This is a genomic window from Arthrobacter sulfonylureivorans, assembly GCF_022637435.1.
Lineage (GTDB): Bacteria > Actinomycetota > Actinomycetes > Actinomycetales > Micrococcaceae > Crystallibacter > Crystallibacter sulfonylureivorans.
Genome location: NZ_CP093326.1, coordinates 936,029 through 960,946, shown reverse-complemented (window position 1 = coordinate 960,946; position 24,918 = coordinate 936,029). Strand labels below are relative to the sequence as shown.

The following is a 24,918-nucleotide window of genomic DNA, read 5'->3' as shown; positions in this document are numbered from 1 at the left end:
GATGCACGCCGCGGCGCACGAGACTGCGGGTCATTCAGGACAATGCCTGCGACAAACCCGGCTTGTGAGGGAGATTACCATTCACCGGCTGCGCCGCCGCGCCAAGGACACGGCACCCACCGGGATCGTTACCGCGGGACTCTGCCATCCGTGTCCGGCAATCCGCCCGGCCTTGTCGGCCGGTGCAGCAGGCAGAGTGCGCGCGCCGCACGGCAACCCGGCCCACCTCCTGCCGCATCGATTGATATTCGATAGTAAAGAAGCGATACTCGATGGATGCGAAAGACTTATCTGGCGGTCACCGCCCTCAGGATCCTGCTGGTGGTGGCGTTTGCCCTGCTCCTCTTGTTCCAGGTGATGTCGCTGCCGGGCCAATTCGCCCACATGGCAGCGGAATCTCCGCAGCTGGCCTACCTGCAGTGGCCGCTGACGGTGTTCTCGATCGTAGAGCTGCTGTGCGTCCAAGCCGTGATCGTCAGCACGTGGAAACTGCTCACCCTGGTCAAACACGACCGGATCTTCAGCAGGGCTTCCCTGGCCTGGGTGGACGTCATCGTGTGGGCAGTGGTCGCCGCATGGATCCTGCTCTTTGGCGTCTTTCTGTTCGTCGGATTCAATGCTGATGACCCCGGCATGCCGCTGCTCCTGTTCCTGTTTGTGGTTGCCGGGGCGGTGCTCGGGCTGCTGCTAGTGGTCTTGCGGGCCGTGCTGCACCAGGCCATCACCCTGAGGGCCGACATGGACGAGGTGATCTGATGCCGATTGTGGTGCGCATCGACGTCGAGCTGGCGAAACGAAAAATGAGCGTCGGGGAGTTCGCCGAGCGTGTGGGGCTCACGCCCGCCAACGTGGCCGTGCTGAAGAACGGCCGGGCCAAAGCCGTGCGCTTCAGCACCTTGGACGCAATGTGCCGTGTGCTGGAATGCCAGCCCGGCGACTTGCTTGAGTGGGTTGAGGAGTGACCGGCATCGGCGCTGCAGCGGTTGCTCCGCCGCTTCCGGTGCTCCGGCGCGCCGGGTCAGCAGCGGCCCAGTTGCTCCGATTCGCTTGGCTACAGGTGCAGTGCTGCTTGTTCGCCGCCGCGGTTTTTGCGGGTCTGGCGGTGAGTACGGCCGTGCCCTTGCCGCTCCCCCGCTACGATGCTTTGCTGGTTTACGGGTTGGTCCTCACCGCGGTGTTCTACCTGCTGCGGCTGGAAACGGGCCGCGAGGTGGCAGTCATCTTCGGCTTCCATCTGGTCGGGTTGGCGCTGGAACTGTTCAAGGTCCAGATGGGCTCGTGGTCCTACCCGGAGGAGGCGTGGACCAAGGTTGCGGGTGTGCCGCTCTACTCCGGCTTCATGTATGCGGCCGTGGGCTCCTATATTTGCCAGGCGTTCCGCAGGTTTGACCTGCGGATCAACAGTTTCCCGTGGGTCCCGGCCGCGGCGCTGGCCGTCGCAGCCTACGCTAACTTTTACACCCACCACTACCTGCCGGATATGCGCTGGGTGGTCGCTGCCGGCTTCGTCGTGGTGCTCTGGCGCAGCCGGGTGTTGTTCACCGTGGGGCGGTGCCGCTATGCCATGCCGCTGAGCCTGTCCTTTGTCCTGATCGGCTTTTTCCTGTGGGTCGCCGAGAACGCCGCCACCCTGCTGGGCGCATGGCAGTATCCGGACCAGTCGCAGATCTGGCAGATGGTCCACGTGGGCAAATGGGGTTCCTGGGCCCTGCTGGTCAGCCTCAGCTTCGTCCTGGTGGCGGCGGTGAAGTCGCAGGAGGGCCGCTTCTACGGCGGGGCCGGTGCGGTGCCCTCTGTTGAACCGCCACGCTGACGGTAGCCTGTTCACACAGGCGGGCCGACGATGGACCGCCCGGCGATCAGGAGGGGCAATGCGCGGGACCGGCGGCATCACTGCCTTGATGTTCGGGATCATCCTGGCCATTGCCGTCCTGCATTTGTCCGGCCATGAAGACTGGGCCGGGTATGGCATCCAGGGCCTGCTGATCCTGGCCGTCGTGGTGACCGTGGTTCGCTCGATCCGGGGCCGCAAGCACACGGTTGCCCGCCCGATGGCGGATTCGGGAAGCGCGGTCAACGATCTGTACTTGGGTACCGTCTACAGCGGGCCGCGGATTGTCGCGCCGCCGCAAGCAAAGCAAGTCGAACTGGTCATTGATGACGGTGAACGGCGGGAGTTCTTGAAGGCTCTCGACGACGCAGACCCTCGGTCTGAGGGCGGAAAAACCGGGGAACTGCCTTAGCCGCCAGCCGCGAGGTCAACAGCGGCGCCCCCACAACAAACAGCCGTCCGGCCTCTTATTCCCGCAGCCCGTCGACTTCCCGCGGGACCACCACCATGGGCACCGGCAAGGAGCGGAGGACCTTGTGTGCGGTGGCGCCGAGGAACAGCCGGTTGTGCTGGGCCAGCCGGCTGGAGCCCATGACCACCAGTTCGCCGTCGTCCCAATCCAGCGAGTCGATGGCCTCCTCGATGTTGCGGCCGTGCGCCACGGTAACGGTCGCCTTGCCCGGCGGCAGTTCGGTGGCGGCTTGCGCGAGCACCGAATTCGCATGCAGGTGGGCACTGTGGATGGCTTCGCCGCTGTCGGAGTCCTCGCGCGTGTCCAGCGACACCAGGGAGACCAGCCGCAACTGCAGGCCGCGGCGGGAAGCAGCGTTCAGGGCAACGTCCCGGGCGGCCTGGGCACCTTGCCGCTCCCCGATGAACGCAGTCAACCGGGTCAGCGGCTCCGTCCGCTGGTAGCCGCGGGGCGCCAGCGCCACCGGAATCGGCGAGGCATGCAGGAGCGCGTTTGCCACGCTGCCCACCGTGAAGCGCTTGAACAAACTACTGCTGCTGGCGCCGATGACGATCAGCCGGGCACCCGCTTCTTCACCGGCTGCGATCAGGCCCTCCGCGAAGGACTCGGCCGAGCGTACTTTGAATTGGGCATCCACATCGGCCGGAATCAACTTCAAAGCCTCGCGGCGGGCAGTGAGGACTTCCTGCTCGCTGGCGCTGGCGCGTTTGCCTTCAGGGTTCAACGCCACATATGGAGCGTTGTCTGCCACGACGTAGACAATATCCAGCCCCGTTCCCTGGGTCCGGGCGATGGCCACGGCCAGCGCCACGGCATCGGCTCCCCGTTCGTCCGGTTGGTAACCCACCACATAGCGCATGCGACAACCCCTGTCCTGTGTCCACGGAGCAGCGGATGCGACGGCGTCGGCACATCCGCATCCCATGAGGCGACTGTGGTTCCGACTCTAGTCCGCGAGCGCCCGCGGCAACAGGGCGGCAGCTGCGTGCCGCTCTACGTCCCGGCCGGACGCCTGAAACCGCCGGGAACGACCGCGGGGCGGCCACCGGACACCCGTCCCACAGGGACGAAGGGATCCGGCGGCCGCCCCGGAGGACGTAACCAAAGGCTAGGCCGCAGCTGCCTTGCGGATGGCTGCTTCCAGCACGTCCAGAGCGTCGGCCAGCAGCTCGTCGCCGATGACCAGCGGCGGCAGCAGGCGCACCACGTTGCCGTACGTGCCGCAGGTGAGGATGATGACGCCTTCCTGCAGGCAGGCCGCGGCGATCTCCTTGGTGGCCTCGGCGTTCGGCTCCTTGGTGGTCGCGCCGGTGCCCGGCTTGACGAACTCCATCGCCAGCATGGCGCCGCGGCCGCGCAGGTCGCCGATGATGTCCACGTCCTCGGCCAGCTTCCGCAGCCGGCCCATGACCTGCTCCTCGATGTGCCGGGCCCGGGCGCTCAGGTCCTGGGCCTCCATGGTCTCGATGGCAGCCAGCGCGGCCGCACAGGCCACCGGGTTGCCGCCGTAGGTGCCGCCCAGTCCACCCGGGTGCACGGCGTCCATCAGTTCGGCGCGGCCGGTGATGGCGGACAGCGGCATGCCGCCGGCAATGCCCTTGGCCATCGTGATGATGTCGGGCACCACGCCGTCGTGCTCGGAGGCGAACCAGGAACCGGTGCGGCAGAATCCGGACTGGACCTCGTCCGCAATGAACACCACGCCCTTCTCCTTGGCCCACTTCGCCAGCGCCGGCAAGAAGCCCTCGGCCGGGACAATGAAGCCGCCCTCGCCCTGGATCGGCTCGATCAGGATGGCTGCCACGTTCTCGGCGCCGACCTGCTTCTCGATCATGGTGATCGCGCGGGCTGCGGCGTCCTCGCCTGTCATTTTCCCGGCGATGCCGGTTTCCTCGCGGTACGGGTAGCTCATCGGCACCCGGTAGATCTCCGGGGCGAACGGGCCGAAGCTGCCGGCCGGGCTGGACTTGTACGGGTTGGCCTTGGCGGTCAGCCCCATCGTCAGGTTGGTGCGGCCATGGTAGGCGTGGTCAAAAGCGACGACGGCGGTGCGCCCGGTGGCGATGCGTGCCACCTTCACTGCGTTCTCCACTGCTTCGGCACCGGAGTTGAACAGCACGGAGCGCTTCTCGTGGTCGCCCGGCGTCAGCTCGGCCAGCTTTTCGGCCACCGCAATGTAGCCCTCGTACGGGCTGACCATGAAGCAGGTGTGGGTGAACTTGGCAACCTGCTCCTGCACGGCGGCGACGACGGCGGGGTCCGAGGCGCCGACGCTGGTGACGGCAATGCCGGAGCCCAGGTCGATGAACGAGTTGCCGTCCACATCGGTGATGATGCCGCCGTCGGCGTCGGCCACGTAGACCGGGACGCTGGAGGCGACGCCACCGGCGACCACGGCGCTGCGGCGGGCAGCCAGTTCAGCGGACTTGGGGCCGGGGAAACCCGCGGACACATCGCGCTTCTGTTCAAGCCGGTACTGGGTCGTCTGAGTGGTCATGGTGTGCCTTTCACGTTGGGGTGGGGATGCCGCCGGCAGTCTGGACGCCCGGCGCACGCATGTCCCAGCCGCGGCCCGGCCATGGTGGAGGTCGTTAAGCCGTCGGACAGCGCGTGCCAGGGGGAAGCCGTGCTCTACAGCGAGATTACGGTTTCCGCCCGAGTGCTGCCTATGGCGCCCCGCACAGCTAATGTGCCATTTCACCGTGCAATTGGCCAGACGTGCCGACGGTGGAGTCCTCCGACACATCGGCCGGAGGGCGCCACCTGGCAAAGGCCAACCGGTTCAGAGTTCCGGAGCGTGCTCCGCCGGCATTGCCCCATCGTCTTCTGGGTGGCGGTTGAGGTTGACCAGTGCCAGCGCCAGCCCTCCCCACACGGTGAGGATGGCGATGATCAACATCACGATCGCTGCGGTGCTCATCGTTGTGCCTCCTGCAGGGTTGGGGAATCCAGTTCCGGATCATTTGCGGCCGAGTTCCTGCCCCACGGAATCAGCGAGAGCAGGAAGGCCACGACGACCAGGCCGCCGGCCATCCCCCAGCCGAAGACGTTGACAAACCAGTCGGGCATGGGCGGATCCCCGTAGCCTTCCTGGATCCTCTTGATCACTTCGCTGATCAGGATGTAGCCCAGCACGATCGGCGAGACGATGCCGACCATGATCCGCCACCACAGTCCCAGCTTGATGGACGACACTTCGCTGACATGTCCGCCCAGCAGCGGCAACTTGCGGAAGCCATAGGTCACCAGCAGCACCGTCACCAGGGCACACGCCATGATGCCGAAGTTGTTGACGAACGCGTCGGTGACATCCAGTAGGTTGAGGCCGGTGGTGGTCGGGAACAGCAGGATGGAAATCAACGCCAGCGGGATGCCTACGCACCAGGTGGTCTTGACCCGGCTCATGCCCAGCTTGTCCTGCACCGCCGCGATGATGACCTCAATGATGCTGATCAGCGAGGTGAAGCCGGCGAACACCAGCGAGCCGAAGAAAAGCACTCCCAGCAATCCGCCCAGCGGTGCCTCGGAAATGATCGTGGGGAAGGCGATGAAGGCCAGGCCGATCCCGCCGGCGGCAACATCGCCGACCTCGGCACCGGAGCTGAAGGCCATGAAGCCCACCGCGGCGAAAACACCAATGCCGGCCAGGATCTCGAAGCCGGAGTTCGCGAAGCCCACCACGAAGCCGGAGCCGGTCAAGTCCGTCTTGTGCTTGAGGTAGGACGCGTAAGTGACCATGATGCCGAAGGCCACGGACAACGAGAAGAAGATCTGGCCATAGGCCGCAGCCCATACCGTGGTGTTCGTGAGCGCGCCCCAGTCCGGGGTGAACAGCGCATTCAGCCCATCGGCGGCGCCCGGCAGGAACAACGACTGCACCACCAGGATCAGGAACATGACCAGCAGCAGCGGCAGGAAAATGATGTTCGCCCGGCCGATGCCCTTCTGCACGCCGGCGGCCAGCACCAGCAGGACCACGGCCCAGACAATGATCAGCGGGATCAGGACCATGGGCACGAAATCGAAGCCGATGTTAACGTCCTCGCTCACCTGCAGGAAGGAGCCTATGAAGAACCCTGCCGGGTCATCGCCCCACGCTTCCGTGACCGAGAAGATCATGTACATCGCGGCCCACGCGATGATCACCGCGTAGTAGACGCAGATGATGAAGCAGATGGCCACCTGCCACCAGCCCAGTCCTTCGGCGCCGCGGGCCAACCGGCGGTAGGCCAGCGGGGCGGATCCACGGTGGCGGTGCCCCACTGCGTAGTCCAGGAACAGCAGCGGGATGCCGGCCGTCAGCAGGGCCACCAGATACGGAATGATGAAGGCGCCGCCGCCGTTTTCGTAGGCGACATAGGGGAAGCGCCAGATGTTGCCCAGGCCGACGGCGGAGCCGATCGCCGCAAGGATGAACACCTTGCGCGTGGACCACATCTCGCGCTTGGGCGTGGCGCCCGGCACGGCCTGCGGTGTAGGGGTACTCATGAATGGACCTCAAAGGGTAGCGATTTCGGTGCTGTGACGGCTATTACGCCGCGGACCATCCTAACGGCGCTGCCCCGGCGCCGGAAACCGCGAAGGCCCGGCCGGCCGCTGCTGCACGACGATTCCCCCGGCGGCCAGCAATTCCCCAGCTCCACGGCGCCCGATCGGCATCCGCATTATAGTGCACCTGCACAACGGATGTCCGTATAGTGTGAGCATGGCTGTGACTCTCGCCAAACTCTTGGCTTCCCCTGCGCTGCACCTGAAACTGGTCGGCACCGCGCAGGGCGACCCGGACGCGCCCATCACCTGGGTGGCATCCACGGAACTGGAGGATCCGCTGCCCTTCCTAAGCGGCGGAGAGGTGGTGCTGACCACCGGCCTGCGGCAGAAGACCGCGGCCGCGCAGCGCAAGTTCGTGGCGCGCGTCCACCAGGCCGGTGCGGTCGGCATGGGCTTCGCGCTGGGGCTCACGCACCGCAGGGTCCCGCCGGGGGTGCTGGCGGCAGCCAATGAGCTTGAGCTGCCGGTCTTTGAAGTGCCCTACGAGACCCCGTTCGTGGCGATCAGCAAGATGGTGGCCGATGCGATTTCCGCCGACCACTACAATCGGCTGGAGCACCTGCTCAAGGACCACCAGGCGCTGGCGGCCTCGTTGCTGGGCGGTGGCGGTCTCCCCGCGCTGCTGCGCAAGCTCGCCGCGATGGTGGGCACCGACGTCGTGCTGTCCCAGTACGGCACCCGGCTGTACGGAACCGGCGGCAAGCGCGCCAGTTGGCACGAGGTTCCGATCGCCACGGGGCTGAAGGACCGCTGCACACTGGCGCTGGCCGAGCCGTATGAGCGCAACGCCATCGTGGACTACGCGCAGAGCCTGATCAGCCTGGAGCTGAGCAACCAGGCCCACCGCCGCGCAGCCGACCGGCGCTCCGTGGGACAGGTGCTGCTGGACGTGGTGGGCGGCGTGCTGCAGGGCGGGGACGCGTCGCTGCGGCTGAGCAACGTGGGGATCGACGCCGGACGGCGGCAATTGGTGGTCATGGTGCAGGTGGCCGGGGCCCAGCGCCGGGCGCTGCCCACGTTGCCCCTGCCCGCCGCGTTCGACGGCGTGGTGACCGGTCTGGTGGACGAGCGGCTGGTGCTGGTGGTGCAGGGCGCCGAATCTGGTGAATCGCTGGGCCGGGAGCTGAGCACCTACCTGCAGAACGCGGGCATCACGGCGACCGTGGGCGTGGGCGGCAGTTATGCCCAGGCGAACGGGCTGCGCTGGAGCTACTTCGAGGCCAAGGAGGCGGTGGGCCGGGGCGGGCGGCTGAACGTGCCGCAGCGGCTGTCGCTGACCTCCCTCCTGCTGGCGTCGGAAGATGTGCCGCTGGGCGATCTGGCGGCCGAAGCGCTGGACCCGCTGGCCGACTTCGACGCCGCACATGATGCCGCCCTGCTGCCCACCTTGCAGACCTATCTGGAGCTGAACGGATCGGTAGCTGCCGTGGCCGAGGAGCTGGGACTGCATCGGAACTCCGTTCGCTACCGGCTGTCCCAGATCGTGGAGCTGACCGGCTACGACCCCGCCCTCACCGCGGACCGGGTGCACCTGTGGCTGGCCCTGACGGTGCGGCGGCTGGGTTCCGACTCGGGGTCGCAAGGCTAGCCCGGGCGGCCCCTCCCGAACGCTTGTCATAAGTGGGCGCAGGCACAAGGCTGGGGTCATGGGACACGAGACGCACGAGAGCCGCACGGTGACCTGGCTGGGAACCGATGATCCGCAGCGCGCCGACACCGCCACCATCAACCTGGAACCCGAACGGCTCAGCGCTCACGGCGCCTCGCGCACCGCCGACTACGCCGCGAGCTGGTCCCTGACCACCACCGGCAATTGGTTCACAGAGAACCTCACGGTCTCCGTGCACGGGCAGGGATGGAGCCGGTATTTGGTGTTGGACCGCGCCACTGACGGCAGCTGGCGCGCGGCAACGAAGGTGTCCGGAGACAGCGACTTGCCGGAGCCGGGCATCGAAGATCCGGCGTCGCTGACCGGTGCGGTGGACTGCGATCTGGGCCTGTGCCCTGCCACCAACACCATGCCGATCCTGCGCCTGGGCCTGGTCCACGACGCCGAAGCCGCCGCGGAGCTGACGGTGGCGTGGGTGGAGATGCCGAGCCTGCGGGTGCTCGGCCGGCAACAGATTTACAGCGGCTCCCGCGCGTACGACGACGGCACCGGCACTGCCGCCGTCACCTACAGTTCCGGCGACTTCAGCGCCGAGATTGTGGTGGACTCCGACGGCATCGTGATCGACTACCCCGGTCTGGCCACCCGTAGGCGGGACTGAGGGACTGACGGACGCGAGGTAAGCACCGCCGTCGTCATCGGTTCGAGCCAGCCGGTGCCGCCACATAGGATGGTAGCCAAGCCCGCCAACCAACCGTTCCAGGGAGAAGCCATGCCCGAAATGTTCGTGGACAAGTTCCGTGCCCTCGTGCCCAAGTACCTGGACCGGACGTGGACCGAAGACGACGGCATCTCCTACGACGAACTCGAGGGGCTGCTGGGCGAGCACAAGTTCCAGGTTCCGCAGGCGCTGGTGGAGTTCTACCACGCGCTTGGCGGCTGCGAAGACCTGATGGAAGCCCACGATTTCTTCTTCGACCCGGACGAGCTCGAGATCGAGGACGGCTACCTGCTGTTCCTGGACGAGATGGACGAAGAAGCGAACTGGGGTTTCAAGTCCGAGCATCTCGATGTGCCCGACCCCATTGTCTGGATCCGCACGAACGGACCGAAGCCGCGGTGGCAGAGTGAAGAGGCGACCTTCAGCGAGTTCGTCTTCGACATGTTCGAGTGGGTCTTCGAGGACGAGGAAGAGGAAGACTAAGTCCCCACCCGCGGGATGTGCTCAGCCGCGGCGGTTAGCGGGCTTCCGCCGCCAGCGCCACGCCGAAGCAGACCAGCACCGTGCCGGTGACCCGGTCGATCGCACGCACAACCGCCGGGGTGCGGAGCCAGGAGCGGGCAACATGCGTGCCCCAAATGATGGCCGAGAAGAACACCAGTCCCTCCAGGTTATGCACCATGGCCAGCGCGGTGCCCATTAACGCCGGCGAGACATCCGGCGGAATGAACTGCGGGATCATTGCCATGTAGAACACGCCGACCTTCGGGTTCAGCAGGTTGGTGCCCACACCGGTGAGCCACGCCGTGGCGTAGGACGCCGAGGCCTCCGGCTCTGCCGGGCCGGGCACGTCTGCGGGCCGCCTGCGGAACGACTTCCACAGCATCCGGCCGCCCAGCCAGACCATGTAGACGGCGCCGGCAATCTTCAGCACAGTGAACGCCGTCTCCGAGGCTGCCAGCAGGGCCGATGCCCCGACCGCTGCCGCAATCCCCCAGACCAAGGCCCCGGTATTGATGCCCAGCGCGGTGGCGTAGGCCTTGCCCCGACCTTGGCTGACGGCCGAACGGAGCACCAGCGCAGTGTCCATTCCCGGCACCAGGGTCAGCAGACCGGCCACCAAGGCAAAGGACAACAGTGCTTGTTCTACGCTCATCGGCTCACCGGCAGGTCAGAGCGCGCCGCACTGGTTAGACCTCGCGGTCCACGACGGCTTCGGCGAAGGCCGTCAGCGCGAACTTCACCGTGCTCTCCGGCAGCGGGTCCAGGGACGCCTTGGCGGCGTCGGCCCATTCGCCGGCGATGGACCAGGCCTTCGCGGTGACCGGGTGTGCGCGCAGTGCGGTGACCGCCTCGGCCAGGGCTTCGTCGGAGGTCAGATCGGCTTCCACCAGCGCCAGCACCGAGGCGGCGGAAGCATCGCCGTCGGCCGCGGCCTGGCGGAGCAGGAGCACCGGCAACGTGGGCACGCCCTCGCGCAGATCGGTCCCCGGGGTCTTGCCCGACTTGACCTTGAGCCCGGTCACGTCGATGACGTCGTCGGCCAGCTGGAACGCAACGCCCACCTTCTCGCCGTATTCCAGCATCACGTTGACAGCCTGCTCGCCGGCGCCGGAGAACATGGCGCCCAGCTGGCCGGAGGTGGCAATCAGCGAGGCCGTCTTGTCCGCGATGACGGACAAGTAGTGCTCCACCGGGTCCTCGTCGTCGCGCGGGCCGACGGTCTCATGCAGCTGGCCCAGGCAGAGCCGTTCGAAGGTCCGGGCTTGGATGCCCACGGCCTCCGGACCCAGCTGGGAAACCAGCAGCGAGGCACGGGCGAAGATCAGGTCGCCGGCCAGGATGGCCACCTGGTTGCCCCACACCTCGTGCGCGGTCGGGGCGCCTCGTCGGTACGGGGCGGAGTCCATCACGTCGTCGTGATAGAGCGTGGCCAGGTGCGTCAGTTCAACCACGACGGCGGCCTGCACCACGTCGGGGACCGCCCCGTTCCCCAGCTGCGCGGCGAGGATGGTCAACAGCGGGCGGATCCGCTTGCCGCCGGCTTCCACCAGGTGGCGGCTGGTGGCATCGGCGAACGGATCGGAATGCGCAATGGCCGCGCGCAGCTGCTTCTCCACCCGAGCCAGCGCGGTGGAGACCTCGGGACCGAGCACGGCGTCTTGCGCCACCGGGTCGAATCCGGCCGGCAGGTTCAAGCTTGTGGCAAGGGCGGCGGTTGCTGTATCCAGCTCCGGCGACTCCGGCGGGTTCTGGCCGGCAGGAGTCCAACTCGGTTTAGCGTCAGTCACGGTTCAACACTAACTAATCGTCGGGGCGGTGTGGCTGGTCGGCTTGCTGCCGCCAGTCTGGTTGGATGCCGGCGGCGTGAGCTGCTCCAGCAGATGAATAACTCTATCCTCAAATCCCTTGCCGCCTGAGTCTGTCAGGTTGGCCAGCATCCGCACCACAAAGCGCATCAGCGGCGGGACCGGCATTCCGGTTCGCAGCGCCAGCTTCATGACGGCCGGTTTGCCGATCAGCTGGGCGAAGATCCGGCCCAGGGTGAAGTGGCTGCCCCAGTGTCCGCGGATGATTGCGGGGTAGGCAGACAGCGCGGCGTCGAATCCGGCCCGGCTGAGCAGCTGCCCGCCGGCCCCGGACAAGCGGGCATGGGCGTCGGCAATCAGCTCCGCGGCGTAGCGGGCAGACTCCATCGCGTAGGAGATGCCCTCGCCATTGAACGGGCTGACCATGCCGCCGGCGTCGCCCAGGAGCAGCAGGCCGGGACTGTAGTGCGGCGTTCGGTTGAAGCCCATCGGCAGCGCCGCGCCGCGGATCTCGCCGACCTGGTTCTCCTCGGTGAAGCCCCAGTCCGCCGGCATTCCGGCCGTCCACTCGCGGAGCACTTGCTTGTAGTCCAGCTTGCCGAAGGACTTGGACGAGTTCAAAATGCCCAGGCCCACATTGGAGGTGCCGTCCCCCACGCCGAAAACCCAGCCGTAGCCGGGCAGCGGGTTGCCGGCCGCGTCGGGCAGTTCCAGCCAGCCTTCCATCCAGTCGTCGTCGTGCCGGGGCGAGTTGAAGTAGGTGCGCACGGCCACGCCCAGCGGCCGGTCGTCGCGCTTTTCGATGCCCAGGCTCAGCGCCGTGCGGGTGGAGTTGCCGTCGGCGGCGAGCACCACGTCGGCGAAGAAGTCCTTGGTCGCGCCGGTCTTGCGGCCGCGCTCGTCCAGCAGGTTGGCGCGCACGCCGATGACCCGTCCGGCGTCGTCCCTCAAAGCGGTGGAGACAGCATGGCGTTCCAGCACCACGGCGCCGGCCGACTCGGCATGCCGGGCCAGTGCCTCGTCAAAGCCCAGCCGCGTGCGGATCAGGCCGTAGTCCGGGAAATCGCTCAGGTCCGGCCAAGCCAGCTCAAGCTGCCGGCCGCCGGCGATCAGCCGCAGCCCCCGGTTCCGGCGCCAGCCGGCCGATTCCTCGTGCGGCAGGCCCAGCAACTGCACCTCGCGCACAGCGCGCGGCGTCAACCCGTCGCCGCAGACCTTTTCCCGCGGGAATGCGGTCTTTTCCAGTACGGTCACTTCCACGCCGGCCGCAGCCAGGTAGTACGCCGCGGTGGCTCCTGCCGGACCGGCCCCAACAATCAGAACTGACATGGCTACAGGGTGCGCCGGCTGCTTTGGTGCTTCAGCGAAGCCTGCGCACCGGTGTTGGCCACATCTTCCCGGCCTGGCTTGGTGGCCCGGTGGACGGCCACAATGCCGCCGGACAGGTTGCGGTAGGCCGCGGCCTGCCAGCCTTCGCCGGTGATCCACTCGGCCAACTGGTCCTGGTTCGGCCAGGCCCGGATTGACTCGGCCAGGTAGACGTAGGAGTCCGGGTTGGATGAGATCTTGGATGCGATGGCCGGCAGCGCCCGCATCAGGTACTCGGTGTACACGGTGCGCCACGGCGCGAAGGTCGGCTGCGAGAACTCGGCGATCACCATCCGGCCGCCGGGCTTGGTGACGCGCAGCATCTCGCGCAGCGCCAGCTTGGGATCGCTGACGTTGCGCAGGCCGAAGGAAATGGTCACCGCGTCGAAGGAGTTGTCCGCGAACGGCAGATTGGTGGCGTCGCCGGCCACAAAATCGATGTCCGGGCGGCGGCGCTTGCCCACGCGCAGCATGCCCAGCGAGAAATCGCACGCCACTACATGGATGCCGGCGTCGGCATACGGTTCGCTGGAGGTGCCGGTTCCTGCCGCCAGGTCCAAGACCTTCTGGCCACGCTCGGCGCCCACCGCATCCACCACGATCCGGCGCCACCGGCGGGTCTGGCCCATCGACAGCACATCGTTGACCAGGTCGTATTTCGGCGCCACGTCATCAAACATGGCGGCTACTTCATCCGGGCGCTTCTCCAGCGATGCACGATTCACCGCTTCATTGTCTCAAAGACCGGCGCCCGCCCGCGAACCCGGGCGGGTGAGCCCGGTGCTTCCCGCGCGGCCGGTGTTCTCCGCGGGGCAGAGTAGGCTTAATGTCCATGACCTCCGCGCTCTCCCCCTCGTCCGGCCTGCCCGGAACCCGGCCGGCCGCCGCTGCCGTCGGCACGGCCCCAGAGGCGGCGGACCCATCGCCTTCCGGCACCCTGCGCGGCATTACGGTTGAGTGGCCCGCGGTCCCGGATACCCAAGGACTGCTGGAGTATCTGGTGCGCGACGACGTGCTCTGCTGGGTGCGCCGTGAGGGCGGCTTGGCCGGCTTTGGCGAAGTTGCGCGCTTCACGGCCAGCGGGCCGGACCGCTTCCAGCAGGCCGCAGCATGGTGGCGCGGCCTCCAGTCCGGCGCCGACATCGAGAACCAGGTGGGTGGACCCGGCACCGGGCCGGTTGCCTTCGGCTCCTTCGCGTTCTCCTACACCTCGGCCCACCAGTCCCGCCTGGTGGTGCCGGAGGTGCTGGTGGGCCTGGATGGAGACCGCGCCTGGCTGACCTATCTCACGTACGACGGCGATGCCCACCTCAGTGCGGCGACCGCCGAAGCTGCGCTGGCGGCGTGGGTGGAGGAAATCTCGGTAGAACGCAGTCCGGATCCGGCCGACTCATTGGTGCCGGGACAGGTATCCGAGCAGGCCTACATGGATGCCGTGGCGGCGGGTGTTGAGCGCATCCAGGCCGGGCACTTGAGCAAACTCGTGGTGGCCCGGGACGTGGTGGCCAACCTATCCACGCCCATCGCCACCGCGCAGGTGCTGCGCGAACTCGCCGCACGGTACACGGACTGCTGGACGTATTCGGTGGACGGGCTGATCGGTTCCACCCCGGAAATGCTGATCAAAGTGGAGAACAACGTGGCCCGCGCCCGTGTGCTGGCCGGCACCCTGGACCGCTCGCGGACGCAGAACCATGCCGGCGAGTCGGACACCGACTACGCCCAGCGGGTGCTGGCCGGTTCGGAGAAGCAACGGCATGAGCACCAGATCGCCATCGACTCGCTGACCCGGAAGCTGGAACCGTTCACCACGGCCATGACCTCGCACAGCGAGCCATTCGTGTTGGAACTGCCCAATGTGTGGCATCTGGCCTCCGATGTCTCCGCCGAACTGGCGCAGGACGGCGGGCAGCCGCCGTCGTCGTTGGAGCTGGCCGAAGCAGTGCACCCCACCGCAGCCGTCTGCGGGACCCCCACCGAGGTGGCCGGAGCCCTGATCCGCGAACTGGAACAGATGGACCGCGGCCCCTACGCCGGTCCGGTCGGCTGGACCGACAGCGTGGGCAACGGCGAATGGGGAATCGCGCTGCGCGGCGCCGTCGTCGAAAGCCCGCAGCAGGTCAGGCTGTATGCCGGATGCGGCGTCGTGGATGGCTCCGATCCGCAGGCCGAACTGGCCGAAACCTGGGCAAAGTTCCGGCCGATGATCGAGGCGCTGGGCCTCCGCCGCTGATAACTATTCACTGACAATCCGCCGGGTTCACTGTTTCCCAATAGGCAATCAATGTAGCCTGTGGTGCATATCACCTGTGACGGATGTGTTCCCGCTACACTTAAGCCGGATTTCCAACGAGACAAAGGTAGTAACTATGCGCAAGAAGGCATCCAAAGCGGTCCAGGGGTTCTCCCTCCTGGCTGTGGCGGCACTCGCTTTGACCGCCTGCGGCGGTTCGGACAATGCCGGCAACGGCAGCACCGGCAGCGCCAGCGGCGCGGGTAGCGATCTGCCCCTGGTCCAGGCCGGCACGCTGACCGTCTGCTCCGACATCCCCTACCCTCCGTTCGAGTTCGAAGAAGGTGGGAAGTACACCGGCTTCGACATCGACCTGATCACGGATATCGCTTCCGAAATGGGTCTCGACGTGGCCATCCAGGACGTGGGCTTCGATGCCCTCCAGTCGGGCGTCACCCTGGCCGCCGGCCAGTGCGACCTCGGTGCCAGCGCAATGACCATCACCGAGGACCGCAAGAAGAACCTCGCGTTCTCCGACCCGTACTACGACTCGCTGCAGTCGCTGCTGGTTCCGGAGGGCTCGGACATCGCCTCCATTGACGACCTCTCCGGCAAAAAGGTAGGGGTCCAGCAGGGCACCACCGGCGAGTCGTATACCCGCGAGAACGCGCCGTCAGACGCGGAGGTTATCGCCTTCCCGTCCGATGCCGAGATGTACCAGGCCATCCAGGCCGGACAGGTCGACGCCCTGCTGCAGGACCTGCCGGTGAACATCGGCCACGCCAAGGACGGCAAGTTCACTCTGGTGCAGGAGTACAAGACCGACGAGACCTATGGTTTCGCGGCGAAGAAGGAAGGCTCCGAGGCTCTAGTCTCGGCTGTCAATGATGCCCTTTCGACGCTGCGCGACAACGGCAAGTACCAGGAAATTTACGACAAGTACTTCACCGAGTAGCACGCCCTCCGGCCCCCGTTCCCGTGCTCAGTGCCGGAAACGGGGGCCGCCGACTCACAGCTGGAAGGCATCACCAGTGAAACCTTCGACCCGCCGCCGACTTTTCCGCGGGGTCCTCTACGCCATCTTCATCGCCGCGGTAGCCGCCGTCGTCCTGCTCGCCGATTGGCAGGCTATCCAGACGAACTTCCTTAATCCGGAAGTCTTCAGCGAGCAATTCCCGGCGATCATCACCACCGCGGCCAAAAACACGGTCGTCTACACGGTTATCGCCTTCATTGGCGGCCTGCTCCTGGGTCTGACACTGGCGCTCATGAAGCTCTCCCCGGTCGCGCCCTACCGGTGGGTGGCGACCATCTACATTGAACTGTTCCGCGGTCTGCCTGCCCTGCTGGTGATTTTCGGCTTCGCCTTTGCAATCCCGATCGCGTTCCAGTGGCGTCCGCCGGGAGGCACGGCAGGTGCAGGCCTGATCGCGCTGATCATCGTCTCGGCTGCCTACATGGCCGAGACCATCCGTGCCGGCATCGAGGCCGTTCCGGCAGGCCAGCGTGAGGCCGCCCGCTCGCTGGGCATGAACCCGAGCTGGACCATGGTCTCTGTGGTGCTGCCGCAGGCGGTCCGCATCGTCACGCCGCCGCTGACCAATGAACTGGTCATCCTGATCAAGGACACCTCCCTGCTCTTCATTGCCGGCATGGCCCTGAGCCAACGTGAGCTCACCACCTTTGCGCGCGACGGTGTCTCCCAATACGCCAACGCCACTCCGCTGGTTGCCGCGGCCCTCATGTACCTGATCATCACCTTGCCGCTCACCCAACTGGTCGCCCGGCTGGAGAAGCGCAACAACAGAAGCCGGTAACGCCATGACTGAACAATCACTGCGCCAGGACGCGCCCGCCATTGAGGTCAAAGACCTGTGCAAGAACTTCGGCAGCAACGAGGTCCTCAAGGGAATCGACTTCCACGTGAACCAAGGCGAAGTCGTGTGCGTGATCGGACCGTCGGGTTCGGGCAAGTCCACCCTGCTGCGCTGCGTGAACCGGCTTGAAGAGCCCACCAGCGGCACCATCCTGGTGGAAGGCGTCGATATCACCGACCCGGAGACGGACCTGGACAAGATCCGTACCCGGATCGGCATGGTGTTCCAGCAGTTCAACCTGTTCCCGCATCTGAACGTGTTGGGCAACCTCACCCTCGCCCAGCAGCGAGCCAAGCGGCGCGGCAAGGCCGAGGCTATGGACGTTGCCCGCAAGAACCTGGAGAAGGTGGGCCTGGCCAACCGCGAGAACGCCTACCCCGCGCAGCTCTCCGGCGGCCAGCAGCAGCGCGTCGCCATTGCCCGGGCACTGTCCATGAACCCGGACATGATGCTCTTCGATGAACCCACCTCCGCACTGGACCCGGAGCTGGTGGGCGATGTCCTGGCTGTGATGCGCCAACTGGCCGACGAAGGCATGACCATGATGGTGGTGACCCACGAAATGGGCTTCGCCCGCGAGGTCGGGGACCGCGTGGTCTTTATGGACGGCGGCGTGGTGGTGGAGCAGGGCAAGCCCGAAGACGTGCTGGGGAACCCGCAGAACGAGCGGACCAAGGCGTTCCTCTCGAAGGTTCTCTAGCCCGGCTCGGCTATTAACTCAGCCCAGCAGCTACACCTCAACGCAAGAGCTCGGAAGTGGCGGTCGCAATAGCGGCCGCCACTTCTGCATGGAGGCTGCGCAACCGGCTTCGGTCCGTCCGGACTTCCACCATGCTGCGCCCGATCACCGGCTCGGACAGGACAGTGTCCAGCTCGTCGGCGTCCTTGACCAGCCGATGCTGGATCCCATAGCCCGCCGCCAGCGAGGCAAGGTCCGCCCGGTGCGGGGTACCGAAAAGGCGCTCGACGGCGGACGCGTACGACGCCTGCTCCCCCACCTTTCCGTGCTCCAAGGTCGAGAAGATACCGCCACCGGAATCGTTGACCACCACGATCTGCAGATCGGGCTCGGGCTCCCCCGGTCCGAGCAACAGCGACCCGGCGTCGTGCAGGAACGTCAGGTCACCCATGAGTGCCCGGGTTCCGATTCTTGCTCCCAGCGCGATGCCCGACGCCGTGGCCACCGTGCCGTCGATGCCCGCCAGCCCACGGTTGGCGTGCACGAACGCGTCCGGTATGTCGATGGGTGTGCCGGCCAGGTCCACGTCGCGGATCGGGTTGGACGAACCCAGCACCAGCCGGCCTCGGGTATTCAGCCAGACCGACCGGCCCACCCGCAGCCCGGTCAGTCCCGGTTCGGCGTCCAGCACATGGATCAACGCAACATCGGCGGCGCCGGCCGCCCGTCGCCACAGTTGCACCCAGCCGTCCGGGCCCGAACCGGCGAATAGGGACAGGTCCTCAGGCTCGGAGATGACACGTTCGCGCCGCCGCCCCGGCTCGAACCAGGCGACCGGTTCTGGCTGGTACAACGCAGTTTGCACGTCCTCGCGCGCCAGCAGCGCGGCGACCGGACGAGACAGTGTGGGCCGGCCGAAGACCACCGCGCGCTCGACCTGCGTCCCGAAACGGCCCAGCAGCATGCGGTAAGGGCCGATCGCGTTCGGGCCGAAGCGCGCGTTGGAGGAGGGCTCCGCCAACAGGGGCAGGCGATGGGCGCGGGCGAAGGCCTCAGCGATGGCTCCAGCACCGTGGCCGGCGACCACCACGGTGCGGCGTTCGTCGGTGGCGTGGACGGCCGGTTCGACCAGACTCACCGGCCAGTCGATGGTCCAGCCCGGTTCCCGCCCTTCCGTCTTCGGCGGCACGTCGCCGGTGGGCCTCCCGCCCGGTTCCGCTGCCACCGTCGCGGTAGCACCGACGTCGTCCTGGCCGGTGAAGTCGCGTTGCTCCGGGAACAAGGGATCGCGGAACGGCAGATTGATGTGCACCGGACCCACCGCGCCCTGATGCGGGCCCAGATCGGTCGGCGCCGTGGGCTGTCCTTGAGACGGTGTGGCTGCCATCTCGCGCAGGTCCTCCAGCAACGGAGCCAGCGGGATGCCTTTGGCGCTGAGCAGGCTGGTGCGGACAGCATCCGTCGGATCATCGCCGGCCGGAATGTCGACGGCGGAGCGCACGTGGATACCGAAGAGGCCGGGTTGGACCGTGGTCTGGTTGGCGCCGGTGCCGCGCATTTCCTCCGGCCGGTCGGCGGAGATCACCAGCAGCTCCACTCCGGCGTGGTTGGCTTCCATCACGGCCGGTAGCAGCTCGCCCACGGCTGTTCCGGATGTGGTGACTACCGGGACCGGACGCAGCGAGCCCAGCGAGAGCCCGAGCGCCGTAAAGGCCGCCCCGCGCTCGTCGATGCGTACGTGCAGCCGCAGTTCCTCCCGGGTTTCCGCCTCGGCGAGCGCATAAGCGAGCGGGGCGCTGCGGGATCCTGGGGCTATCACGACGTCGCGCACGCCGCCCCAGACCAAGGCACTCACGGCCAGTCGGGCGGCTTCCATCGAGCTCAGCTGCGCAGTCACCCCCTCATGGTAAGCAGACGGCCATGTCCGCGAGGACATGGCCGTCTGCTTAGCTCCTGTCGCGACCGCCTGTGTCAGGCTGCCGCTTCACTGCTGTGCCGGGCTAGCGCTTCACGTGCCCATTCATGCCCTTGAACATCTGGATCACGGCCGGGCGGGGCAGCGCGGCGTCGCCCCGCTTGGCACGGCGGCCTTCCTGGACGTAGTCCGGGAACAGCGAGCGTTGGGCACCCCAGCTGCCGTCCTCGCCCGGGTGCTGGACAGCGACGAAAACCAGCCCATCGTCGTCGTGAATCAGCGGGCCACAGGTCTCGGCATCGATCGGAACGGCCATGAACTGCTCCACCTTGCCGCGTTCCTTTCCTTCCAGCGTGACGCGGAACAGGGCGTCGTTGCGCTGGATGGTGCCGGGCTGGCCGTCGGTGGAGACCCACAGGTTGCCGGCCGAATCGAAGGCCAGGTTGTCCGGGCAGGAGATCGGCTGCACCTGCTCTGCCGGGTAGCCGCTGAAGTAGACGGATTCGTCCACGGCCGGGTCTCCGGCCACCAGGATCACGCTCCAGGTGAACTCGGTGGAGGTCTGTTCGCCGGTCTCGGTCATTTCGACGATGTGGCCGTGGCGGTTGTTGGCCCGTGGGTTCGGCTCGTCCACCTGCGTGCGGGTGCGGGAGGTGTTGTTGGTGCACGCCATGTAGATCTTGCCTGTCGCCGGGTTGATCTCAACGTCCTCCGGGCGGTCCATCTTGGTGGCGCCCATCGCGTCGGCTGCCAGGCGGGTGTAGACCAGCACCTGGTCGATGCCCATGCCCGGCACCAGGGACTCGCCGTCGCGGGTCAGCTGGATCCAGTGCCCGGTTCCGTCGAACGCGCCGTCGGTGGGCAGCACGCCGGAACCGTCGATCTGGTTCTGCGGCGAGTTGCCCTTAAAGCTGGCCACAAACAGATCGCCCTCGGCCAGCAGGGTCATGTTGTGCTTCTTGTCGCCCTCGCGGTATTTGCCCTTGGAGACGAACTTGTACAGGTAGTCGAAGCGCTCGTCGTCACCGGAGTAGGACACAACGTGGCCGGAGGCCGCGATGGTCACGTTGGCGCCCTCGTGTTTGAAACGGCCCAGGGCCGTGTGCTTGCGCGGGGTGGAGGTGGGATCGAACGGATCGACCTCCACAATCCAGCCGAACCGGTTGTCCTCGTTCTTACCCTCAGGACGGTCGGTGTCAAAGCGCGGTTCCGGAATGTGCCAGCCGCGCGACGGGTTGGCCGAGGTCAGCCCGTACCGGCGCTGCTCCGCGGTCGGCGCCGCCACCTTGAAGTACTGGTTGAAGTTCTCTTCACCCGAGAGCACTGTTCCCCAAGGTGTTGTGCCGCCCGCACAGTTGTTCAGCGTACCCAGCACGATGCGTCCGGTGGGATCGGCCTGCGTCTTGAGCAGGTCCGAGCCGGCGGCCGGCCCGGTTAGTTCGTATTCGGTGTGCATCAGGAACCGGCGGTTCAGTTGGGCGCCCCTGACGTACCGCCACGGCTGGCCCTTGCCCTTGCGCTCCAGCTCCACCACGGACAGGCCGTGCGCGGCCATCGCAACCTCGCGCTGGCGTTCAACCGGCATGTCGGGCGGGAACATGATGCCCTCGTTGGTGTATTCGTGGTTGGCGAACAGCACGGCGCGCTTGCCCTTGCTGCCCGGAATCTCGATGATGTCCAGGTAGTCGTTGTTGTAGCCGAACTGGCCCGACTGGGACTCCTTGGTCTGGTTCTCCGGATCGAACTCCGGGGTGTCATGGAACAGCGGGTCGCCCCAGCGGATTACCGGGTCCCAGTTGTAGCCCTTGGGGACCACCACGTCGTCCACGTTGTTCGGAACAGCCTTGATGCCGTCGAACTTCAGCTTGCTGCGGTTCCCCGCGATATGTCCGGCCTTGGCGGCCGGGGCGAGCCCGACCTGCGCCTCGGCGGCCGCTGCCCCGCCGCCGAACATCAGCGCCAGCGCACCTGCGCCGCCCAGCCCCATCATCCGGCGGCGGGAGTACTCGGCCGAGACAATGTCCCGGAAGTAGTTGTTCTCCGAAGTGTTGCAAACGCCCTTGGCACAGGCGTTGTCACACTTGAGCGCGCAGGTCACGGCGCTGCGCTTCCCGGCCACATGGCCCAGCATTGGCAGGTAGCGCTTCTTGGTTTCGGTCACGGTTTTCGCCTTCCACATTCAATCTGTCGGTTCCCTCCCTCAGCGTTGCGATTGAAATCGACCGGAAGGCCGAGCGCTGGTGAATTCTTGGCCAACACTGGGCAAAACACCTGACCATCCGCTTCCCGTCGTGCCGCCGGAGAAGCGTTGACCTGCGATACAACGACAGGGTCAGAACGGCGGTGGCGCGTTCGGGTCGGTGTCCTCATCGTCGGGCAGTTCGATGCCGCCGAGGGTCCGCTTAGGCTTCCCGTCCCCGGCTCGAGCGGTGTTGCCTACGCTGCTGGCTGTGCCCTTGCCTTCGCCCTCGACTTGGGCTTCGCCCTTTCCTTCGCGAGGGCCGATGTGGGGCAGGACGCTGTCCCAGCCTTCATCCGGGAACGTGGTCTTGCGGTGGCCTGTCCGCGTGGTCCACGTGATCTGGCCGTTCGGGCCCGCCTCTGCACTGGATGCACCGGCGGTCTTCGCAGCATGATGCGCCTTGCATAGGCATTGCAGGTTCTCCAGCACGGTCCACCCGCCGTCTTCCCACGCGATCACATGATCGATCTCGCAGTACCGTGCAGCCCGGCGGCAACCGGGGAACCGACAGCGCCGGTCCCGAATGCGGACTAGTCGTTTCAGCCATTCGGGCGGGATCCGCAGCTTCTTGGCCGCAGCGATGGCTTGGCCTTGGTCATCGGTGAGCACCAGCAGCCAGGATTTGGCTAACTGGGAGAGTTGCCGGCCCATGTCGGGCGGAATCGGTCCGTGCCCGGCCAGGTCGCCAGGCTCCTCGCTGAGCCCCAGCAGCGCGGTCAGCGGCATGGTGACCAGCAATCCTGGCCCCGCGCTACCGGGCCTCCGCCGTGCGGACCCAGGAGCCCCGCTGGTGACAGCGGCCGGTGCGGCTTGTTCCGCAGCGGGGACCGCGCCAGTCAGCAGCAGATCGGAGAACACATCGGCCCGCAACTGCGGCAGGGTCCGATTTTCCCCCGGACCTTGGAGGGACCGAGCGGTGGACTGGATCCGATCGAAGACCAGATGGGCCTTGTCAGCGCTCATGCGGATCCACAGTTCGGCCATGCCGTCATCCTGATCTGTCAATTGCAAGTCCCGGGACTCGTTCGCACGCCGGTGCCGTTCTGATAGCGACTCCGGGTGCAGCCGGTCGCGCATCCTACGGGCCCGCGACCTCACGGAATCCAGGGTGATGTCTCTGGCCCCCGGCAGCACTGCGGCTTCGAAATCCTCAAGACATTCCGCCGGCAGATCGGCGGAGCCTCGGGCCAGGGCTTTCGCCCGCGCTAGGTCCAAATCACCGCGGCTCATGGCTTGGAGCGTTCCCGGCAAGTTGGTGCAGATCTGGCTGGCGTCTGCCAGCATTGTCCTGGCGGCGGCCTCTCCCGTGGACAGATGCGCCGAAATTTCCTGCGGTGCGAATCGGGAGAAGCCTTCCGGATCCCGGTCCCCGCCCTGTCCAGTCCGCAGCAGCGCGAAGCGGTTCAATGCCTGCACCTGGCACGACTGCACCCACGCTTCCACCCGAGCAGCGGCCTTCAGGTAATCAAGCCTGCGCATCGTCCAGCGCCATAGGATCCACACCGGCAAGCAGACCGGCCAGCTCAGCCGGTACGCCCGTGCCATCCTCCGGTATCAACGGATCGTCGCCAGCGTCTTCCGGAGCCAAGGACTCGGAACCGTCAACAGTGTCCGCACGTCGCAACTGGACTCCGGTGGCAGTGTCATCCTGTTCATCGGTCGGCTGGTTTGCGCCGGCGGCTGGCACGGTAGAGCCGGTGCCCGTGGGGTAGCCTCCCACGGCTCCCGGCGAGACGCCGTAGCGCCGCAGGAGGGCATCCGCCAGAACCTGTTGCATCAGCGCTTCCAGCAGCGAGCTGTCCGGACGCGCCGGAACACCAAGATCCATCACCAGTCCCTGACCCGGAACCGGAAGCTGAAGCTCGCTGCCTTCGCTGCCTTCGCTGCCCATAGACTCACGCTATCGGCTGCCTCGGACGTTTTGGCAGCGTAAGAAATGGCTAGCGGGGAGCTGGCGGATGGCTGCCGAAGAACGGAAAGCTGGGCTCGGGGCGAAGGGTGGATGGGACGCCGATGGACCGGCGTTCAGACAGAGGACGCCGCCGCCTCACCGCTCGCCCCGCAAGGCCGCCGCTCGCGCCGCTAGATTAAACCTCGAGCAGCCGGTAGGTCCGCGCCAAGCGGTCCAGCCACCACTGCCGCCGGTCCTCCGGCGCGGCAAAGCGGTCCAGCAGTACCGGATCCGGCACTACCTCACGCACCGGCAGTTGTCCGTCCACCGGCACCAGGGATTGGGTGGTGACGTCGCCACCCATCAGGGACACCGTCGCCAGGCCGCAGGCATACGGAAGGTCCGGCAGCGCAGCGGCCAGGGCCACGCCGGCACGGATGCCCACGGAGGAATCCAAGGCAGAGCTGACGACGGCGGGGAGTCCGGCTTGGGCGACGATGTCCAGTGCCCGGCGCACTCCCCCGAGCGGCTGCACCTTGACCACGATCAGGTCCGCGGCCTCTTCGCGGGCCACCCGCAGCGGGTCGGAGGCTTTGCGCACGCTTTCGTCCGCGGCGATGGGCGTTTCGATACCGCGCCGGCGTAGCTCGGTCCGGACGGCCCGCAGCCCGGCGATATCCGGCACCGGTTGCTCGGCGTACTCCAGGGCGTACTCGGCCAACCTGGTCAGCGCGTCGACGGCCCCCGAAACGTCCCAGCCGCCGTTGGCATCCACCCGCAGCACGGCGTCGGGAGCAGCGGCCCGCACGGCCGCCACGCGGGCCACATCCTGATCGATGCCCTGGCCGGTCTCGGCGACCTTGATCTTCACCGTCTGCGCCCCGTCGTAGCGGGCCAACACGCCGGGAACCTGCTCCGGCGTCACCGCGGGAACGGTGGCGTTCACGGGAACGCTGTCCCGGACCGGGTCCGGGAAGCCCTGCCAGCCCGCCTCCACCGCAGCGGCCAGCCACGCGGCGGCCTCGGCGTCGTCGTACTCAAGAAAAGGCGAGAATTCCGCCCACCCCGCCGGACCTTCCAAGAGCAGCACTTCGCGCTCCGTCACCCCGCGGAAGCGGACCTTCATCGGCAGCGAAACCACGCGTGCGGTGGCCAGCAGATCGGCAAGCTCGGGCAGATCGCGGTGCCCGGAAAGGTCTGGAAGCTGGTGCGGTATCATC

General features: G+C 66.9%; 24 protein-coding genes. 11 read left to right on the top strand and 13 right to left on the bottom strand.

All coding sequences use genetic code 11. The features are described from left to right. The first annotated feature begins 276 nt into the window (after positions 1-276). The 4 genes from MNQ99_RS04665 to MNQ99_RS04650 are packed head-to-tail and all read left to right on the top strand — an operon-like array spanning position 277 to position 2,243. A complete protein-coding gene (locus MNQ99_RS04665) occupies positions 277-756 on the top strand; it encodes a DUF2975 domain-containing protein (protein WP_127512831.1) in 480 nt (159 codons plus the stop codon). Then, positions 756-962, top strand: a complete 207-nt coding sequence (locus tag MNQ99_RS04660; RefSeq protein WP_127512832.1) for a helix-turn-helix domain-containing protein — start codon at positions 756-758, stop codon at positions 960-962. The genes MNQ99_RS04665 and MNQ99_RS04660 overlap by 1 nt, the downstream gene beginning before the upstream one ends. Beyond that, positions 959-1,813: a DUF817 domain-containing protein gene (locus MNQ99_RS04655; RefSeq protein ID WP_241914616.1), complete on the top strand. Its 855-nt coding sequence runs from the start codon at positions 959-961 to the stop codon at positions 1,811-1,813. The genes MNQ99_RS04660 and MNQ99_RS04655 overlap by 4 nt, the downstream gene beginning before the upstream one ends. A 58-nt stretch (positions 1,814-1,871) precedes the next feature. After that, entirely contained in the window at positions 1,872-2,243 is a 372-nt protein-coding gene (locus tag MNQ99_RS04650) for a hypothetical protein (protein ID WP_241914615.1), read from the top strand. 55 nt (positions 2,244-2,298) lie between these two features. Here MNQ99_RS04650 and MNQ99_RS04645 read toward each other — a convergent pair whose 3' ends face one another. From MNQ99_RS04645 to MNQ99_RS04630, 4 genes are all read right to left on the bottom strand, one after another. Further along, entirely contained in the window at positions 2,299-3,162 is an 864-nt protein-coding gene (locus tag MNQ99_RS04645; RefSeq protein ID WP_127512834.1) for a universal stress protein, read from the bottom strand. Between the two features lie 249 nt (positions 3,163-3,411). Further along, the gene (gabT, locus tag MNQ99_RS04640; protein WP_127512835.1) at positions 3,412-4,800 is read right to left on the bottom strand and encodes a 4-aminobutyrate--2-oxoglutarate transaminase; all 1,389 of its coding nucleotides are present in this window, start codon (positions 4,798-4,800) and stop codon (positions 3,412-3,414) included. A gap of 285 nt (positions 4,801-5,085) precedes the next feature. Further along, positions 5,086-5,223, bottom strand: a complete 138-nt coding sequence (locus MNQ99_RS04635) for a methionine/alanine import family NSS transporter small subunit (protein ID WP_127512836.1) — start codon at positions 5,221-5,223, stop codon at positions 5,086-5,088. Beyond that, positions 5,220-6,791 carry a sodium-dependent transporter gene (locus tag MNQ99_RS04630; RefSeq protein ID WP_241914614.1) on the bottom strand — a complete coding sequence of 524 codons (1,572 nt, stop codon included), beginning with the start codon at positions 6,789-6,791 and terminating at the stop codon, positions 5,220-5,222. Before MNQ99_RS04630 ends, MNQ99_RS04635 begins: the two co-directional genes overlap by 4 nt. A 217-nt stretch (positions 6,792-7,008) precedes the next feature. Between MNQ99_RS04630 and MNQ99_RS04625 the strand changes: the two genes are divergently transcribed. From MNQ99_RS04625 to MNQ99_RS04615, 3 genes are all read left to right on the top strand, one after another. Further along, positions 7,009-8,442, top strand: a complete 1,434-nt coding sequence (locus MNQ99_RS04625; RefSeq protein ID WP_241914613.1) for a PucR family transcriptional regulator — start codon at positions 7,009-7,011, stop codon at positions 8,440-8,442. A gap of 58 nt (positions 8,443-8,500) precedes the next feature. After that, positions 8,501-9,124, top strand: coding sequence for a putative glycolipid-binding domain-containing protein (locus MNQ99_RS04620; RefSeq protein ID WP_241914612.1), 624 nt, complete (start codon positions 8,501-8,503; stop codon positions 9,122-9,124). Positions 9,125-9,235: 111 nt separating this feature from the next. Further along, positions 9,236-9,667: a hypothetical protein gene (locus tag MNQ99_RS04615; protein ID WP_241914611.1), complete on the top strand. Its 432-nt coding sequence runs from the start codon at positions 9,236-9,238 to the stop codon at positions 9,665-9,667. Between the two features lie 34 nt (positions 9,668-9,701). Here MNQ99_RS04615 and MNQ99_RS04610 read toward each other — a convergent pair whose 3' ends face one another. Genes MNQ99_RS04610 through MNQ99_RS04595 form a run of 4 tightly spaced genes read right to left on the bottom strand, consistent with a single transcriptional unit; the run spans position 9,702 to position 13,586 of the window. Continuing rightward, the gene (locus tag MNQ99_RS04610; RefSeq protein WP_241914610.1) at positions 9,702-10,340 is read right to left on the bottom strand and encodes a LysE family translocator; all 639 of its coding nucleotides are present in this window, start codon (positions 10,338-10,340) and stop codon (positions 9,702-9,704) included. Between the two features lie 34 nt (positions 10,341-10,374). After that, positions 10,375-11,475 (bottom strand): polyprenyl synthetase family protein, encoded by a 1,101-nt coding sequence (locus MNQ99_RS04605; protein WP_127512841.1) that lies wholly within the window; start codon positions 11,473-11,475, stop codon positions 10,375-10,377. 9 nt (positions 11,476-11,484) lie between these two features. Beyond that, positions 11,485-12,822 (bottom strand): geranylgeranyl reductase family protein, encoded by a 1,338-nt coding sequence (locus tag MNQ99_RS04600; protein WP_127512842.1) that lies wholly within the window; start codon positions 12,820-12,822, stop codon positions 11,485-11,487. A gap of 2 nt (positions 12,823-12,824) precedes the next feature. Next, positions 12,825-13,586: a demethylmenaquinone methyltransferase gene (locus tag MNQ99_RS04595; protein ID WP_127512843.1), complete on the bottom strand. Its 762-nt coding sequence runs from the start codon at positions 13,584-13,586 to the stop codon at positions 12,825-12,827. A gap of 107 nt (positions 13,587-13,693) precedes the next feature. Between MNQ99_RS04595 and MNQ99_RS04590 the strand changes: the two genes are divergently transcribed. The 4 genes from MNQ99_RS04590 to MNQ99_RS04575 all read left to right on the top strand — a co-directional run bounded on the left by MNQ99_RS04590 (position 13,694) and on the right by MNQ99_RS04575 (position 17,671). After that, the gene (locus tag MNQ99_RS04590) at positions 13,694-15,094 is read left to right on the top strand and encodes an isochorismate synthase (RefSeq protein WP_241915272.1); all 1,401 of its coding nucleotides are present in this window, start codon (positions 13,694-13,696) and stop codon (positions 15,092-15,094) included. Positions 15,095-15,230: 136 nt separating this feature from the next. Next, a complete protein-coding gene (locus tag MNQ99_RS04585) occupies positions 15,231-16,049 on the top strand; it encodes a basic amino acid ABC transporter substrate-binding protein (RefSeq protein WP_241914609.1) in 819 nt (272 codons plus the stop codon). A gap of 76 nt (positions 16,050-16,125) precedes the next feature. After that, positions 16,126-16,911, top strand: coding sequence for an amino acid ABC transporter permease (locus tag MNQ99_RS04580; RefSeq protein WP_241914608.1), 786 nt, complete (start codon positions 16,126-16,128; stop codon positions 16,909-16,911). Positions 16,912-16,915: 4 nt separating this feature from the next. Further along, a complete protein-coding gene (locus tag MNQ99_RS04575) occupies positions 16,916-17,671 on the top strand; it encodes an amino acid ABC transporter ATP-binding protein (protein ID WP_127512845.1) in 756 nt (251 codons plus the stop codon). Positions 17,672-17,708: 37 nt separating this feature from the next. Here MNQ99_RS04575 and menD read toward each other — a convergent pair whose 3' ends face one another. The 5 genes from menD to MNQ99_RS04550 form a co-directional block, all read right to left on the bottom strand. Next, the gene (gene menD / locus MNQ99_RS04570) at positions 17,709-19,586 is read right to left on the bottom strand and encodes a 2-succinyl-5-enolpyruvyl-6-hydroxy-3-cyclohexene-1-carboxylate synthase (RefSeq protein WP_422387495.1); all 1,878 of its coding nucleotides are present in this window, start codon (positions 19,584-19,586) and stop codon (positions 17,709-17,711) included. Between the two features lie 64 nt (positions 19,587-19,650). After that, positions 19,651-21,726: a PhoX family protein gene (locus MNQ99_RS04565; protein WP_422387494.1), complete on the bottom strand. Its 2,076-nt coding sequence runs from the start codon at positions 21,724-21,726 to the stop codon at positions 19,651-19,653. A 171-nt stretch (positions 21,727-21,897) separates the two neighbouring features. Further along, positions 21,898-23,286 (bottom strand): HNH endonuclease signature motif containing protein, encoded by a 1,389-nt coding sequence (locus tag MNQ99_RS04560; protein ID WP_241914605.1) that lies wholly within the window; start codon positions 23,284-23,286, stop codon positions 21,898-21,900. Then, the gene (locus tag MNQ99_RS04555) at positions 23,273-23,698 is read right to left on the bottom strand and encodes a hypothetical protein (RefSeq protein ID WP_241914604.1); all 426 of its coding nucleotides are present in this window, start codon (positions 23,696-23,698) and stop codon (positions 23,273-23,275) included. Before MNQ99_RS04555 ends, MNQ99_RS04560 begins: the two co-directional genes overlap by 14 nt. A 196-nt stretch (positions 23,699-23,894) precedes the next feature. Then, the gene (locus MNQ99_RS04550; protein WP_241914603.1) at positions 23,895-24,917 is read right to left on the bottom strand and encodes an o-succinylbenzoate synthase; all 1,023 of its coding nucleotides are present in this window, start codon (positions 24,915-24,917) and stop codon (positions 23,895-23,897) included. Position 24,918: the final 1 nt, after the last annotated feature.

What these genes read in the sequence shown, in the direction of transcription:
- MNQ99_RS04665 (WP_127512831.1), top strand. Translation starts at nt 277, where the DNA reads ATGCGAAAGACTTATCTGGCGGTCACCGCCCTCAGGATCCTGCTGGTG.
- MNQ99_RS04660 (WP_127512832.1), top strand. Translation starts at nt 756, where the DNA reads ATGCCGATTGTGGTGCGCATCGACGTCGAGCTGGCGAAACGAAAAATG.
- MNQ99_RS04650 (WP_241914615.1), top strand. Translation starts at nt 1,872, where the DNA reads ATGCGCGGGACCGGCGGCATCACTGCCTTGATGTTCGGGATCATCCTG.
- MNQ99_RS04645 (WP_127512834.1), bottom strand. Translation starts at nt 3,162, where the DNA reads ATGCGCTATGTGGTGGGTTACCAACCGGACGAACGGGGAGCCGATGCC.
- gabT (WP_127512835.1), bottom strand. Translation starts at nt 4,800, where the DNA reads ATGACCACTCAGACGACCCAGTACCGGCTTGAACAGAAGCGCGATGTG.
- MNQ99_RS04635 (WP_127512836.1), bottom strand. Translation starts at nt 5,223, where the DNA reads ATGAGCACCGCAGCGATCGTGATGTTGATCATCGCCATCCTCACCGTG.
- MNQ99_RS04630 (WP_241914614.1), bottom strand. Translation starts at nt 6,791, where the DNA reads ATGAGTACCCCTACACCGCAGGCCGTGCCGGGCGCCACGCCCAAGCGC.
- MNQ99_RS04625 (WP_241914613.1), top strand. Translation starts at nt 7,009, where the DNA reads ATGGCTGTGACTCTCGCCAAACTCTTGGCTTCCCCTGCGCTGCACCTG.
- MNQ99_RS04620 (WP_241914612.1), top strand. Translation starts at nt 8,501, where the DNA reads ATGGGACACGAGACGCACGAGAGCCGCACGGTGACCTGGCTGGGAACC.
- MNQ99_RS04615 (WP_241914611.1), top strand. Translation starts at nt 9,236, where the DNA reads ATGCCCGAAATGTTCGTGGACAAGTTCCGTGCCCTCGTGCCCAAGTAC.
- MNQ99_RS04610 (WP_241914610.1), bottom strand. Translation starts at nt 10,340, where the DNA reads ATGAGCGTAGAACAAGCACTGTTGTCCTTTGCCTTGGTGGCCGGTCTG.
- MNQ99_RS04600 (WP_127512842.1), bottom strand. Translation starts at nt 12,822, where the DNA reads ATGTCAGTTCTGATTGTTGGGGCCGGTCCGGCAGGAGCCACCGCGGCG.
- MNQ99_RS04590 (WP_241915272.1), top strand. Translation starts at nt 13,694, where the DNA reads ATGACCTCCGCGCTCTCCCCCTCGTCCGGCCTGCCCGGAACCCGGCCG.
- MNQ99_RS04585 (WP_241914609.1), top strand. Translation starts at nt 15,231, where the DNA reads ATGCGCAAGAAGGCATCCAAAGCGGTCCAGGGGTTCTCCCTCCTGGCT.
- MNQ99_RS04575 (WP_127512845.1), top strand. Translation starts at nt 16,916, where the DNA reads ATGACTGAACAATCACTGCGCCAGGACGCGCCCGCCATTGAGGTCAAA.
- menD (WP_422387495.1), bottom strand. Translation starts at nt 19,586, where the DNA reads ATGTCCTCGCGGACATGGCCGTCTGCTTACCATGAGGGGGTGACTGCG.
- MNQ99_RS04560 (WP_241914605.1), bottom strand. Translation starts at nt 23,286, where the DNA reads ATGCGCAGGCTTGATTACCTGAAGGCCGCTGCTCGGGTGGAAGCGTGG.
- MNQ99_RS04555 (WP_241914604.1), bottom strand. Translation starts at nt 23,698, where the DNA reads ATGGGCAGCGAAGGCAGCGAAGGCAGCGAGCTTCAGCTTCCGGTTCCG.
- MNQ99_RS04550 (WP_241914603.1), bottom strand. Translation starts at nt 24,917, where the DNA reads ATGATACCGCACCAGCTTCCAGACCTTTCCGGGCACCGCGATCTGCCC.